The organism is Providencia sp. 21OH12SH02B-Prov, from assembly GCF_027362595.1.
Lineage (GTDB): Bacteria > Pseudomonadota > Gammaproteobacteria > Enterobacterales > Enterobacteriaceae > Providencia > Providencia zhejiangensis.
The window spans coordinates 526869-542122 of the sequence record NZ_CP114796.1 but is presented as its reverse complement, the minus strand read 5'-3'; the positions used below and the strand labels follow the sequence as shown (position 1 = coordinate 542122).

The window sequence follows — 15254 nt, the reverse complement described above, 5'->3', positions numbered from 1 at the left end:
TTTTGTTTCTATCAATATGAGCGAACAACAGAGTGTAGGCGTTAGGATTATTTTTAACACCACAGTGGCGAAAAGGTTGAAACCAAATTTAAAAATCAACCAGCATGACTCACCAAAGCAAAAAAATATAACTATATGTTTTATTGAGCAAAAAATATCCCCATCCACAGTGGCAACCGATAAAAATTGAACAAATATATTTTTTGCGTTTATTTCTAAATAGTGTAAACCTAATGAGACGCTATTATTTCACCAACTTTCTACCAAACAAAAATATAAAGTTTAAAAATTCAACAATAATCTTCAAAATATATTTAGACATTTAATAAATATTTAATCATTACTGTCTCGTCTTTGTCACTGACTTTCCTGCACCATCAAGATGGCACCTCACAAATGCAATAATAATGGGGCACCTTTTTTTTCTTGCTATTAACCACACGAAATATAGTTGATTATTATTTAACATGTTTGAGTATTTTTATTTATTACTCACCTCGTGAAACAAATTGACATTTTTCCCGATCAAATAAAAAAACAACTGTACATTTTAGCTGACATTTCACTTTATTTTTTTGCCGTCTAACAGGATTGATTTTTATTAAAACAACGCGCAAACCCTTTACAGGCTTGACTATCACAATCAAGATTATTCACATTCCACTTAGTTTTATTAACAAATATACCCCATGGTTAACAATTACTTGAATTATGATAATATGATTATCTTAAATTGTAATAATTTACTATATAAAAACTAAGGTTATTATTGAGGTTACAGATGAAAATCTCGAGAAGAAAACTACTTTTAGGGGTCGGTGCTGCGGGTGTTCTCGCAGGGGGTGCTACGGTTGTTCCAATGATCCGTAGAGAAGGTCGATTTGAGTCGACTAAATCTCGTGTACCTGCTGTTGCGGGCACCGAGGGGGCATTACCGAAATCAGCAGATGCTGTCATTATCGGTGCTGGCCTTCAAGGAATAATGACTGCCATTAATCTTACTGAAAGAGGAATGAACGTCGTTATTTGTGAAAAAGGTGTTGTCGGCGGTGAACAGTCTGGTCGTGCCTACAGTCAAATCATTAGTTACAAAACCTCTCCAGAAATTTTTCCATTACACCATTATGGAAAGATTTTATGGACCGGTATGAATGAAAAAATCGGTGCAGATACGAGTTACCGAATTCAAGGCCGTGTTGAAGTTCCTTCAAGCGAAAAAGATCTTGAACTGACCAGAGAATGGATTAAAAAGAATTCAGAGAACCCAGGTTTTGATACCCCATTGAGAACTCGCATGATCGAGGGTGAAGAACTGGCAAAACGTCTTCCTAATGCTCAGACACCATGGAAAATTGGTGGATTTGAAGAAGATGCTGGTAGTCTCGATCCTGAAGTTGTGACGCCAACGATGGCGAACTACGCAAAATCACTCGGGATTCGTATCTATACCAATTGTGCCGTAAGAGGCTTGGAAACCGCAGGCGGTAAAATTTCAGATGTGGTGACTGAGAAAGGCTCCATCAAAACCTCTAACGTGGTTCTAACGGGCGGTATTTGGTCTCGTCTGTTTATGGGTAACCTTGGCGTTGACGTTCCTACACTCAATGTTTATCTCTCACAACAACGTATCACGGGTGTACCGGGCGCACCAAAAGGTAACGTACACTTACCAAATGGTATCCACTTCCGTGAGCAAGCAGATGGAACTTATGCGGTTGCTCCACGTATCTTTACGAGCTCTATCGTGAAAGACAGCTTCCTGTTAGGTCCACGCTTTATGCACTTACTGGGCGGCGGAGAACTACCATTAGAATTCTCTATCGGTAAAGATTTGTTTAACTCTTTCACAATGGCAACGTCATGGCGTTTAGATGAAAAAACACCATTTGAAGAGTTCCGTACAGCTACTAACACACCAAACACAGACCATCTGGATGGCGTACTCGAAAGACTACGTAATGAATTCCCTGTGTTTAAAGAGTCGAAAGTGGTTGAACGTTGGGGCGGCACAGTTAGCCCAACCGATGATGAAATTCCAATTATTTCTAAAATTGAACAATACCCAGGCCTTGTTATCAACACAGCAACAGGTTGGGGTATGACAGAAAGTCCAGCATCAGGTCAACTGACTGCGGATCTATTGATGGATACTAAACCAGTCATCGATCCACACCCATACAGACTTTCTCGTTTTACTGAATAAGAGCGATAATTTCTACTGACGTTAATTGTTCTTTAAAATTTATTGTTCAAGCTGTGCATTGCATCAATGAATGTATGGCTTGTCTATATAAGTTGATACTCTAAATAACTCAGTCCGTCGCCAACAACGCGACGGCTTGAAGTATGAGGAGAACTATTACTGTGATAATGTTAAGGAGCTTACATGCGCTATAAAACTTTACTTCTTTCTCTCCCATTGGTTCTGGGTGTAGCGAGTGCAAATGCTGAAGGTGTAAAAACCAATAAGCTGCAAGGAATGCCTATCGCTGAGTCGGTAGAAATCAGTGCAACTAATGACATCATTTTCCTAAGCGGAAAGGTGCCAACTAAAATCTCTAAAGACGCTCCTGAAGGTGTCCTTGAGTCATACGGTAATACTGAAACTCAAACTATCAACGTCATGAAGCAGATCGAAGCTCACCTTGCTGATCTTGGCCTGACTCTGAACGATGTTGTGAAAATGCAAGTTTTCCTTGTTGGTGGTGATGAAACTAAAGGCACTATGGATTTTGCTGGCTTTATGGCTGGATACTCAAAATTCTATAATGACAAATCAGAAAACCTGCCCGCTCGTTCAACTTTCCAAGTCGCTAAACTAGCTAACCCAGCTTGGCGTGTTGAAATCGAAGTGACCGCGGTACGTCCTAAGAAATAAGTGATTTAATGCAGCGGGCGATGGTGATTTATTATCATTCGCTGCATCAATAAAATAACCTCTATACCGAACCGGTGATAGAGGTTATTTTTTATACGATAGAAACTAAGGAATTAAGCTAGTAATACATCGCAATGAGTTTGTCATCCACCGATTTTATTTCTATTGGTGTATCAAAGATATCCTCAATAATGTCCACCTTCATAATATCCTTGGGCGTGCCATGATAAACTAACTCCCCAGACCGCATGGCCAAAATATGATCTGAATAAACCGACGCAAAGTTAATATCATGGATAACTAAAATAATTGTTTTACCTAGTTCATCCGCTGCGCGACGTAATAACTTCATCATGATCACAGAGTGCTTCATATCCAAGTTATTTAACGGCTCATCCAATAACACATATTCTGTGTCTTGACACAAGACCATTGCAACATAAGCGCGTTGTCGCTGACCGCCCGATAACTCATCTAAATAGCGATGACGTAAATTAGAGAGATTTAAGAATGCGAGCGACTCGTCGATTTTCTTTTTATCCTCGACGGTCAAGCGCCCTTTGGTATAAGGATAACGGCCAAAACCAACTAACTCTTCAACCGTAAGGCGACTAGCAAACTGGTTTTCTTGACGTAATACAGATAAGTAAGTTGCTAATTTATCGCTTGGCGTTTTCACAACATCTAATTCATTCACTTTGACATGACCGGAGTCAGCCATTAATAAGCGACCAATAATAGACAACAGTGTCGACTTACCGGCCCCATTCGGCCCAATAATCGACGTAATACCACTATTTTTAATGGTTGTTGTGATGTTATCTAAGACCTTAGTATCCTGATAACTTTTCGATATCTGATTAATTTCAATCATACTAAAACCTTCTTAACACCATATAAATAAAGAATATGCCGCCGATAAATTCGATCACAACAGATAGCGTACCCGCCATATTCAAACCATAATCTAGGATCAATTGCCCACCAATTAACGCAATTACCCCCAACAAGAAAGAGACAGGCAATAGATAACGGTGTTGGCTACTACCACTAATAAAATAAGCTAAGTTCGCCACCATTAATCCTAAAAATGTTAATGGCCCGACCAAGGCGGTCGAAATAGCGACGAGTATGGAGATAAGCAGCAAGATCACCGTCACTTTATGACGATAATTAATACCTAAATTAATGGCATTCGCTTGACCAAGCGCCAAAACATCAAAGCAATAACGCATGCGCCATAATAGAATGCCGACAACAAGCGTAATGATGAGAGTAAAGAGAATTAGCTCAGGTGTCGCACGTGTAAAGGTCGCAAACATACGACTTTGTAGAATAGAAAATTCGTTAGGATCCATCAGTCTCTGCAATAACGTAGCAGTACTGCGAAATAAGGTCCCAAGAATAATACCTACCATCAAAACAAGGTTGATATTGAGTTTAGCTGACACAAATAACCAGCGATAAAGCAATACCGAAAAGAGAACCAATAACGAAGATTCTAATAAGAACTTACCAATATTTAATAGCCATGATGCAGGAAAAATATCGGTATAAAAGACAAAGATGGATTGTAATAAAATAAATAACGCCTCTAGCCCCATAATGGAAGGCGTTAAAATTTTATTATTAGCAATCGTTTGGAAAAGTACCGTCGATACACCGGAAGCAAATGCAACCAGAATCATTGTCAGTACCATATAACCCCGATGCGGCAGTATATAAGCGAGGTTATTGCCTAGGTTAATCGTCATAAATAGCACAATCGCTAAAACCGATAGCCCCAGTAAAATCCATATCCTTTGTCGTGGTGTCATACCCTTTTTGGGCAATGCAATTGATGCATTAACTTTTTGCATAACGTTGCTGCTTCAATAATAAGAAAAGGAAAATCACGGCGCCGATAACACCTAAAATAACACTTGCGGGTATTTCAAATGGATAGCGAATTGATCGACCGATAATGTCGCAAAGCAACACTAAGCCTCCACCGGCAAGGCAGATCCACGGCAGTGTTTTACGAATGTTATCGCCCATAATTAAGCTAACAAGATTAGGAATAATCAGTCCTAAGAAAGGCAACGCGCCCACGACAACGACGACGACCCCACTAATCAACGCGATAATAGAGAGCCCAATCGTCATCACTTTGCGGTAGTTTAAACCAACATTGATAGCAAATTCACGCCCCATTCCAGCCACTGTAAAGCTATCCGCAATCCAACACGCAAGCAATGTGAGCAACCCGACTAGCCATAAAAGCTCATAGCGACCTTGAATAATGCTAGAAAAATCTCCACTCATCCAAGCACTTAATGCCTGCAATAAATCAAAGGTATAAGCTGTAAAAATGGTGAGAGCACTAATCACCGCACCTAACATGATACCGACAAGCGGTACAATCAGAGCAGATTTTAAAATCACTCGGCGCAACAGGATCATAAATAGCATAGTGCCTAACAAAGCAAACCCACTCGCAACCACCATTTTTGTCATGATATCCGCAGTTGGGAACAACACCATGACAAACAGTAAGCCTAAACTCGCTGATTGAGTGGTTCCAGCCAATGAAGGCTCAACAAAACGGTTTTGCGTGAGAAGTTGCATGATAAGCCCAGCAACACTCATTGCGCTGCCTGCTAAGATTAAAGAAACGGTTCGAGGAATTCGACTGATAAAAAAGATGTCTTGCATCTCGGGGTCAGTGAAAAGTGAAACGGGTGACACGTCACCCGCTCCAATAAACAAACTGATCACCGCTAATACCAATAAGGCGATAATTCCAAAAAATAGATAAAGCGTTTTCATTGATTAGTTTGTTTGGCTTTTTTCCAGTGCGTTATTAACATCATCCATTAACTGAGAATAAGTTTGAATACCACCAGCGATATAGACCGCAGTTGGATCAAGATAGGTCACTTGCTGCTTATCCCATGCAGATGTTTTTCTTACTAATGCATTATCTAATACTTGTGCAGCAGGCTGCGCATCAGTACGACCGATTGCACTATCACGATCAATCACAAACAACCAATCTGGGTTCAGTTTGACCAGCAATTCTGCGTTAACAATATTACCGTGTCTGCCTGTGTCTTCACCGAACACATAAGCAGGTTCAAAACCTAACTCATCAAAAATAAAGCCAAAACGTGAACCAGGACCATAAGCAGAAATTTTACCGCCACTCACTAGAATCACCATAGCTTTACCTGCATTTGGTGTTTTCGTTTTGATATCCGCAATTTTTGCTTTGAAATCACCAACTAACTGCTCAGCTTCTTTTTCTTTGCCAAACAGCATACCCAATTCAGTCGTGCGCTCTGTTAAGCTATCGATAAAACGTTTGTTATCAATATCCATTGAGATGGTGGGAGCAACCGCACTCAGTTTATCGTATGCATCACGAGCACGACTACCACCTAAAATGAGGTCTGGTTGAGCGTTACTAATGGTTTCATAAGCAGGTTCGAACAATGTCCCTGCATTGGTATATTCTTGGCCGCCATATTTAGATAAGAATTTGGGTAAATGGACGTTAGTTTGTGGAAGACCCGCGACTGGAGCACCCAGTGCATCCATAATATCTAGGGTTTCCATATTCATCACGAAGACTTTTTCAGGATGGCGGGGAACGTCTGTTTTACCTTGAGCATGCTCAATCGTGATCGTTTGTTTCTCAGCCGCCGCTGAGGTTTCTTTGTTTTCTTTAGATTGATCACAACCCGCCAGCACTAAGGCCGACAGTAAAACTAGCCCCGAAGTTAATGATTTTACAAACATCCAATTTCCTCCATCTATACTCTAAATAATGAGAGTTATCGCTTTAGGTGTGATGAGCCGACCTGATTTATTAAACACATCGCATGCTCAACACGGTTAGTAACATCACAAAAACAAGCTTTGAACTTATGATGTAACCCGCCGATTTCACCCATATCACAAATAATGGTGCTATCTTACCTTGTACTTAGTACAAATGATATTAGTTTACATTTGCATTCAAAAGAAATGGTAGCGAACGCACAAATTCCTAAAATAGATCTTATTCGCAACATATAAGTACTTTGAGGCTATCCGCAGCGGATCAATCATCATCGAATACAAAAAGGAGGGATATAAACTAATAAAAATCGAAACAACACACTGGGCCATATTGCCTATAGCACAACCGTTTCTACGATAGCGATGCTCACGTCAGGGCTATTGGAGGACAATGCAATCTTGCTACTCACACACTTGAAACTCGCATCCATTCTCTAATAAAAAATCATGCATAGTGATATTAAAATATAACACTCAAACAATATTACGATGTAATGATATCAATCATAGCTCCCTCTAAATAATACACTCGAGATTGAGAATAAACCCTGTTAAAAGTCGAAAAGCGTTTTATCAATAAACGGTATTTCCCTCTAATAGCGGTATATATTCCGACTCAAAATAGTATTGAAAGGTCGCTAATCAACTTATCTGAAAACGGCGTCAGCATAAATTAGCTGTAGCAAAATAAACTCATCAGTTATATAACAAGTTAATCAAACCGTCTGATAATGTTTATAGTCGTTAAATGCTCCCCTTACACAATAAGAATATTAGGATTCATTATGCTAACTTACCGTAATATAGTGTGTTTTACCCTCTCTTTAGGATTACTTTCTCCCATTGCTCTTGCGAATTCCCATACTGTTACTGTCTTCCAGTGTGTCAATAAAAATCAAAAAAAGGTCAATGTCAGTTTAGTGAATGGGCAGTATATTTATCAGTTTGGTAAACTGAACCAAACACCGGATATCACTATGGAGAGAAAGCCAGAACAATTAGTGGCGCGCTATTTCAATCCAAAAGGTGCTGATACCGATACGGGTACTGCGCAAATCTATGAGATGGATTTTCGTAACGGTCACTACACCTATACCATATCCTCTGCATATTTAGGCACAAAGCATGAAGCAGAAGTCAATGTGTATCAAAAAGATAAATTTCTCACTAGCATTTCTTGCTTACCTAACACTATTGTCGATAATCTTAGCGAACATATTTTCGATTTACCGAGTGATCATTAAATTTTAGGTAAAATAGACCCCATTATGGCGATCATCAAACACCTCGATCAATGCAGTTTTAATCGTGCTCTCTTAAATCCAGAACAGCCTGGGCAGATCGCCATTGTGTATTTTTCCGCCTCTTGGTGCCAGCCTTGTAAAAATATGCGGCCTATCTTTGAGCAATTACCGACACAACTAAATAGCACTGCTATTCATTTTGGCATCGTTGACATTGCTCAGTCTCCTACATTGGCACCTATCTACGGTATTCGATCGGTGCCCTCAATTGCCTTATTTAAAGATTCACGCTTACTGACGGTGGTGGCAGGCGAAGTCTCACTACAGCATGCCACAACAAAAATACAATCCGCACTCACGACGGAATAAATTAATGCAATTCCGATTGGACATGTCGCAAACTACGCACCCATGGCTTATCACGTTGAATGGCTGCGGGTAAAGTCTTCAACGCTCGTTTTGCTGACGATAAATTAGCAAATTCGCCATAAACCAAAACATACCATTGACGCCCATTGCGCACAGTTTCATACACTAAATAATTCGATAATTTATGGCGACGGGCTTGGTCATATAGACCGGAGGGTGAACTCGCACTGCCAAGCTGCAACGTATAATGTAAAGCGCTAGCTGTCCGCAGCTCACCTCCTAAGTTATACACTGGGCTTATCGTTGATGATGGCTTATTCTCGACTTTCGCGGTTTTTACCATAGCAGAAGAGTTATCCTGTTTGGCCGTTTCTTCCTCTGGCTTCATTGTGACATGTAATATCTTATTTTCAGGTAACTTACGAAGTGTCGCAGCCAAATCAATGAGTTTTGTCTCTGGTGTTTGTTCATCATCATGACGTAAGGGTTCCACTATTGGGTCAGACACCACACCCTCCCCTTCAATCACTCCCTGTACTAATCGTTTGCTTTGCCGCGCCGCATTATTCGCTGGCTCTCCTTGCTGCTCAGACAATGAGGGCTCTAGGGTTGTGGTTTGTGCTGATTTTTTTGGAAGATTGCGTGCAACCTCAACAGGCTGAAGCGGCTCTACAGGTAAATGGTTAGCTATTTGGGTCTCTTCTTTTTGTTGATGACTAAAAATATGATGTGCAAGTAACTTCCCGTGTTCTGATAACTGATTCAATGCATCATGATATAGGTATCCACTCGCACGAATCACCTCAATGAAACTAGGCAGGGTAGAAAATTTTTGCTGAAATTGCTCATACCTTAGTGGTGCTAAAGTGGGATTAAATTTCGGTACTGAGATGATGGCATTTTGCACTAACGCAAGATCAATTTTTGGCTGACGAATTGGCTCTATTTTAAAAGGGTTGCTCCCAATACCTTTATTTGTCATTTCCGGTAATTGTTGGCAAAGCTTCAGATCAGGCTCTGCAATGAGCGCGCGAGATGCGGGTGATAACATTGCAGTTTCTGCTCGAATTTCAGCAAGAAAATTTTTGGCAAGGTCATGCACTTCTCCTTTCGCGTGTGACGCTTTTTCTAACCACCATTGGGCGCAGGCCGTATTTTGTATTCCACCATCGCCAAAATAAAATAAAATGCCTAAATGGAGTTGCCCTAGCGGGTATCCCTGTACCGCCGATTGATGAATATAATAACGACCTTTAACGAGATCAACAGGAACGCCATCCCCATTAATTAATTGCACACCTTTATCATGAGTCATTTCAACCGATGAACTCTGTGTCTGTGCAATGGAGTTACTCAGAAAATTACTGCCTAAAACGATAGATAAAATAGCAAATTTAACGATACTGCGATGATGCTGTGAAATAAACATGAAATAATTCCAAATAAGTAATGTAGAAATAAACGACATGCACATCGGTAATCAATTTAAACGTTATTTGTAAGGTCAGTTGTCACATTCAACGATGCATTATTCTCATACTTGTCTTATAAATAAGAAAAAGTGAAGACCAAACAACGATAATTTTTACCTAGCCCATAGCTACGTCATTCACTGGTTTCATTGTTAACACACCAAAATACAATTGCTAAACCATAGCAGTGAACGGATTCGTTCAATCTGTTTCTATTAATTTATATTTATAGCTCTGCCATAAGTTTGATAACATTTTGCGGACAACTGTATATTTACACAATGTCATATTAGAGGTTATCGTTCCTTCTATCTTCTCACGATGAGAGTCTGTTAAATACATTCTGAATCGCTCTCCATTTGATGGCTCCCTGTGATATGGCATAATAGACACCCGTTGCCCTATTATATCGATAGAATCTCTACATCCGTATTTGTGCGTTCACCTAAATAGCCACATCATCTGATTACAGAGATGTTTCTTTGTTTATAATCGCGATTAGCTTGCAGTAAACCATACTGCATTGCCTAATGATAATACAATGAATTATTATAAAATCATCTATTTTTAATAAGATATTCTTCGTTTAGCCTTCTGTCTTTTCTAATATTCATTCAATATTTTCATACCATGCTTAACTCGCCAAATAAGCACAATAAGAAAATAAAATAATTATCTTAATTAACAGTTAGTTGCTTTAAAGAATCACAATTAATATCTTTTGAAATAATAAATGTGATTTATTAAAACAATATAAATATATTTTACTTATATTGACCCTCATTTAAAAAACAATTCACGCCCATTAAAGTCATTACGCTGATAAAGTGGCTAACATTTTATGTTGCATAATCGATTCTCCTCCTTCATTGAGAATAAAAAAATAAAATCTCATCACCTCATTTACGTCATTAAATAAGTTAAAATTAAAACTCACCATTAAGTAAAACTACCAATGACAATGATGTTATATAATATAAAAATTTAAAAATTCAATAATAGATAGATATTATTCGTTTGATATTATGAAGGGGCGTTTTATAAACGCTGTGTTGTTTCATACCAAACACAGCGCATAGCCTAGATTACTTTATTAATGTTTCTGGGTCGTGTATTCAATATAGAGATCATCATAATAGGTAGTATTCGCGTTCAATGAATGTACCGATGATTTTGTCATGCATTTCAGGTGACTTCGAGTAACCTAACGTCTTACGGTTAAGGCGCTTCAAGCGGTTTCTCAGGTTCAAATTCTCTCTTTCTATTCGTTGCGTATAAAACTTACTTACCACATGTTTCTGCTTGGGCAATATCTCATAAGCACTGAACTTATCCGTGCACCAAAAAGCCACATTAAACCTAGACAGTAAAGCCAGTAACTGGTGAAGAGTCCTTTTGTTTCGACGACCAAACGTATGAGCAATTATCCGTTTTAGGCGGGGCTCCCACGCATACCAAAGCCAGCGTTGTTGCTTCTTATTACCCACAAAAGACCACTGTTCATCGACTTCGCAAAGGAGTTCAATGTGCAGATTATCAAGGGGTAAAGAGGTTACCTGCTTCGGCGAGAGTTTTTTAAAGTGCGAACAACCGCATTAATGCTGATATGAAGGGCTCTAGCGGTATCACGAATACCGGCATTATTCATCGTTAGGTCGATAATTTTATCTTTGGTACCGGGCTGGCAGGCACGATATTCATAGTCGAGTTGGAAGCTTCGGCAGCAGTCTTGACAACGATAACGTTGATGACCTGTACTCCCTAGGCCATGTTTTTTCACTGAGGGAGTTTGTTGACAAAATGGGCACCTTACATCGACTTTAGCCATGAATATTCTCCGATAAATTACCCTATATTACAGATTAATCACCAGATTGAATACATGACCTGTTTCTGATTGTTCTAGCCACTCATATTGACCAAAAACTTCACGTTCATTGAGCCAACGATGCAACATATCTAACACTAACATGACGCTAACTTCCTGCTTTACCTTAGTACTATGATTGCTTGGCATATAACGCACACGCTGGGCATAGCTTTTTTCAGATGTGTATAATGCTAATGATAAACATCCATCATGGAATCCACCCACCGCTAAACCGATGTGCGTATTTTCTTGTTTAGCCATTTCACGAGCATGACTTATCAGCGTTAATAAGGATTGATCTTCTTGTTGACCAATCACTTTCCCGCCATTGAGTGGCACCGATGCAGAATTTAACGTCCATGTCAGCAATCCAGCGCTAAACTCTTCACATATAGCAACGCTAACTCGTTTCGCATTTAGCTCTCGACAGATCACACTTGGTAAACCTTCGGTGCCCTCAAAAACCAAATTTTCGCCAACACCATCTTTAATCACTTGCCACTGAGTTAACATCTGCTCTTTTAATGTTGCAGGACCCGTCAGCTTCAATTCAATAATCGGCATAGACGAGCGATAACCAAGCACACACCCGTCAGGTAAAGGTAGCTGATCAAACTGTTTTGCTAAACTACTTTCACTACGGCCAAAACTGGTTAATCGCAAACAGAGCGGAGCTTCATGAAATGGATATCGCTGACGTAGCCGTGGCAAAATTTGCTCATGCACCATCACTTTAAATTCAGAAGGCACCCCCGGCGTAAAAAACAACCAGCATCCATTAAGTTCCATCGCGAAACCACATGCTGTACCAACAGGGTTATCCACGAGTTCCGCCCCTTCTGGTAATAGCGCTTGTTTACGATTTGTTTTTGGCATCACTCGCTCTCGGGATGCAAAATAGCGCTCCATCACGGCAATCCATTCCGCATGTTCAACTAAAGGCACTTCTGCCGCCATTGCTGCCGCCAGAGAACTTAAATCATCTTTGGTCGGACCTAATCCACCATTAACAATCAAAATATCTGCATGTTCACTTCGTTCGCGTAAAGTTCGTACTAAATCATTTAGATCATCACCGACCGTTGCTCGCCCATTCAATGGGAAGCCTGCTTGGAACAAACAATCTGCTAGCCAAGCCGCATTAGTATCCACAATTTGGCCATGTAATACCTCATCCCCAGTACTTAACATCTCAACAATTAGCATCCATGAACCCCTGTTTGTGAATGTATAACAATTTTTACTAAGCTACCCCATAATTGCGCTCACTCAAATAAGTATTTAATGCATATCCCTTTGATTTATTTTGTCAGTCGTTTTCTTTTGACAGCATGGTGGAAAGGCGTATTTTCGATGATTTAAGCAACCTATATCGCAAAATATTTCATAAATTTTTATTTATAACGTGAATTTATCTTAAATTTACGTATATTACCAAACCGAAATCCAACGGAATAATCACGTTATACGAAAAAGGATATTTATCTATGAATCCGCCAAAGAGTCGCATCGCTCATTCACTCATTTGTCTCAGCGCATTTGTTGCTTGGTATTTATCACCCTTTTTCGTTCTATTGATGCCAGATGCGAATAACTTGTTAACTTCCGCATATGCATTTCCATTTATTTCAATACTGTTGATGTTGCCTTGCGCTTTAATTTGTTGGTCTTATTACCAAAAGAGATTCAACCTTATGCCTATTGGTAAAATTGACTGGCAAGCACTCATACTCCCCATCTTTGCGTTAATCGGACTGATGTTTCTGAATGCACTATTCGGTGTTGAAGAAGAGTGGGTAAAAAGCGTCAGCCATATTAGTGGTTTGGTGTTTTTCCTTTATGTAATCGCCTTAATTATTGCGGCACCTATTGGTGAAGAAATTATATTTAGGGGCTTTTTACTCAATGCTGGCATGTGGTATGGCGCGAGAGGAAAATGGCTCGCTATCCTCGCTTCCTCATTTTTGTTTTCCTCTGTACACTCGCAATATACCTCGTTCAGCACCTTTATTATTCTCATGATAATGGGGGCTATTTTTTGTCACGTTAGAATTCACACTCGCACACTCATTGCACCAATATTACTCCATGCGTTAAATAACACAGCGGCGGTATTATTCATGTCAACCATGTCATTTTAATAGTGGTAATTATGCACTGCTTCCGGTAAAGTTTGCCGCCTTTTCAATATGCAACGAAGGTCATTGGAGGCAACATGTTTATTGGCTTTGACTATGGAACATCAAACTGCGCTGTCGCAATCATGGATAAAGGAACCCCCACTCTTTTACCTTTAGAAGGCGATAACGCTTATATTCCTTCAACCCTTTGTGCACCTACTCGAGAATCTGTTTCTGAACATCTATTTCGCCATCTAAATATCACGCCATCGGATGCAATAGGAGAGCAAATTCTCAGACGTTCATTAGCTTATAACCGTGAAGAAGGTATTGAATTAGCGCCTGAAGATATTGTATTTGGTCAAGCAGCATTGGTTTTATACCTTAAAGATCCTCGCGATGTTTATTATGTCAAATCCCCCAAATCCTTTCTCGGTGCCTCCGGCCTACACGAAGTTCAGATCAGTTTCTTTGAAGACTTAGTGTGTGCGATGATGGCCAATATTAAATATAAAGCGGAACAACACCTTCAGCAGAGGATCTCTGATACTGTTATTGGCCGCCCCATCAACTTTCATGGCCGAGGTGGCGAACTAGCCAACCAGCAAGCAGAAGCTATTTTGGTAAAAGCGGCAAAACGAGCAGGCTTTAAAAATATCGCCTTCCAATTTGAGCCTGTTGCCGCAGGTCTAGAATATGAATCGACTTTACACCAAGATCAGACCGTATTAGTTGTCGATATTGGCGGTGGTACCACAGATTGCTCACTGATCAGAATGGGGCCAACTTATCGTCATAAAACAGATCGTACCGAGAGTTTATTAGCGCACAGCGGCCAGCGGGTTGGCGGTAATGACCTTGATATCTATTTGGCGTTAAAGCAATTAATGGATCAGTTTGGTATGAGCAGCCAAACAGTGTCAGGGATTAAAATGCCAATTTCTCAATTTTGGAACCCTATCGCGATCAATAACGTAGAAGCTCAAAAAGATTTTTATGCGAAACAAAATTTCGCCGCTCTCAATCGTTTAAGACAAGATGCACAAGAACCAGAAAAGTTAATTCGCCTCATCGAAGTTTATCATGACACTTTAGGCTATAGCCTCGTTCGCCGTGCTGAAGAAGCTAAAATTGCCTTATCTAACGATGAAAATTATTTGGCTTGCATTCCATTAACCAATGAAACGCTAGAAATTAATATTCATCGTGACCAAATGGTCGAATCTATCGAATCACCAAAAAGTAAAATGATTGAATTGGTTAAAGAGGCGGTCAACCAAGGTGGAGTTCAGCCTGATGTTATCTTTATGACTGGAGGTTCAGCACAATCACCAGTTTTAAGCCAAGCTATCCAGCAACAGCTCCCCAATATTCCGATTGTTCGCGGGAATGATTTTGGTTCCGTTACCGCAGGTCTTACTCGTTGGGCTGAAATCTGTTTTAAATAAACAGGTGACAATAGCATTTAGCCTGCTATCG

Annotated in this window: 13 protein-coding genes; 6 read left to right on the top strand and 7 right to left on the bottom strand. The window is 39.9% G+C overall.

All coding sequences use genetic code 11. The features are described 5' to 3' along the window. The first annotated feature begins 781 nt into the window (after positions 1-781). Complete coding sequence (locus O7C57_RS02535; protein ID WP_154621985.1) at positions 782-2203, top strand: NAD(P)/FAD-dependent oxidoreductase; 1422 nt, start codon at positions 782-784, stop codon at positions 2201-2203. A 183-nt stretch (positions 2204-2386) separates the two neighbouring features. Further along, positions 2387-2878 carry a RidA family protein gene (locus tag O7C57_RS02530; RefSeq protein ID WP_154621986.1) on the top strand — a complete coding sequence of 164 codons (492 nt, stop codon included), beginning with the start codon at positions 2387-2389 and terminating at the stop codon, positions 2876-2878. Positions 2879-2996: 118 nt separating this feature from the next. On the opposite strand, the gene O7C57_RS02525 is transcribed toward O7C57_RS02530, so the two are convergent. The 4 genes from O7C57_RS02525 to O7C57_RS02510 are packed head-to-tail and all read right to left on the bottom strand — an operon-like array spanning position 2997 to position 6658. Continuing rightward, on the bottom strand, positions 2997-3752 hold the full coding sequence (locus O7C57_RS02525; protein WP_154621987.1) for an ABC transporter ATP-binding protein: 756 nt from the start codon (positions 3750-3752) through the stop codon (positions 2997-2999). 1 nt (position 3753) lies between these two features. Beyond that, positions 3754-4737: an iron chelate uptake ABC transporter family permease subunit gene (locus O7C57_RS02520; RefSeq protein ID WP_154621988.1), complete on the bottom strand. Its 984-nt coding sequence runs from the start codon at positions 4735-4737 to the stop codon at positions 3754-3756. After that, positions 4724-5686 (bottom strand): ABC transporter permease, encoded by a 963-nt coding sequence (locus O7C57_RS02515; RefSeq protein ID WP_154621989.1) that lies wholly within the window; start codon positions 5684-5686, stop codon positions 4724-4726. The genes O7C57_RS02520 and O7C57_RS02515 overlap by 14 nt, the downstream gene beginning before the upstream one ends. A gap of 3 nt (positions 5687-5689) precedes the next feature. Continuing rightward, positions 5690-6658 (bottom strand): siderophore ABC transporter substrate-binding protein, encoded by a 969-nt coding sequence (locus O7C57_RS02510; protein WP_269723571.1) that lies wholly within the window; start codon positions 6656-6658, stop codon positions 5690-5692. Between the two features lie 827 nt (positions 6659-7485). On the opposite strand from O7C57_RS02510, the gene O7C57_RS02505 reads away from it, so the two are divergent. Both O7C57_RS02505 and O7C57_RS02500 read left to right on the top strand, forming a co-directional pair. Next, a complete protein-coding gene (locus O7C57_RS02505; protein WP_196713671.1) occupies positions 7486-7944 on the top strand; it encodes a hypothetical protein in 459 nt (152 codons plus the stop codon). A 24-nt stretch (positions 7945-7968) separates the two neighbouring features. Next, positions 7969-8313, top strand: a complete 345-nt coding sequence (locus tag O7C57_RS02500; RefSeq protein WP_251464729.1) for a thioredoxin family protein — start codon at positions 7969-7971, stop codon at positions 8311-8313. A gap of 1 nt (position 8314) precedes the next feature. Here O7C57_RS02500 and O7C57_RS02495 read toward each other — a convergent pair whose 3' ends face one another. The 3 genes from O7C57_RS02495 to O7C57_RS02485 form a co-directional block, all read right to left on the bottom strand. Then, positions 8315-9742, bottom strand: coding sequence for an SPOR domain-containing protein (locus O7C57_RS02495; RefSeq protein ID WP_154621993.1), 1428 nt, complete (start codon positions 9740-9742; stop codon positions 8315-8317). A 1173-nt stretch (positions 9743-10915) separates the two neighbouring features. Further along, positions 10916-11613 (bottom strand): IS1 family transposase gene (locus O7C57_RS02490; protein ID WP_269723143.1). Its coding sequence is split into 2 segments (ribosomal slippage): positions 10916-11364 and positions 11364-11613, totalling 699 coding nucleotides; the frame shifts between segments, so codons are not numbered across the junction. A gap of 27 nt (positions 11614-11640) precedes the next feature. Next, positions 11641-12861: a nicotinamide mononucleotide deamidase-related protein YfaY gene (locus O7C57_RS02485; RefSeq protein ID WP_269723570.1), complete on the bottom strand. Its 1221-nt coding sequence runs from the start codon at positions 12859-12861 to the stop codon at positions 11641-11643. A gap of 281 nt (positions 12862-13142) precedes the next feature. On the opposite strand from O7C57_RS02485, the gene O7C57_RS02480 reads away from it, so the two are divergent. Both O7C57_RS02480 and yegD read left to right on the top strand, forming a co-directional pair. Next, positions 13143-13796, top strand: a complete 654-nt coding sequence (locus tag O7C57_RS02480) for a CPBP family intramembrane glutamic endopeptidase (RefSeq protein ID WP_154622006.1) — start codon at positions 13143-13145, stop codon at positions 13794-13796. Between the two features lie 74 nt (positions 13797-13870). Further along, entirely contained in the window at positions 13871-15223 is a 1353-nt protein-coding gene (yegD, locus tag O7C57_RS02475) for a molecular chaperone (protein WP_269723569.1), read from the top strand. Positions 15224-15254: the final 31 nt, after the last annotated feature.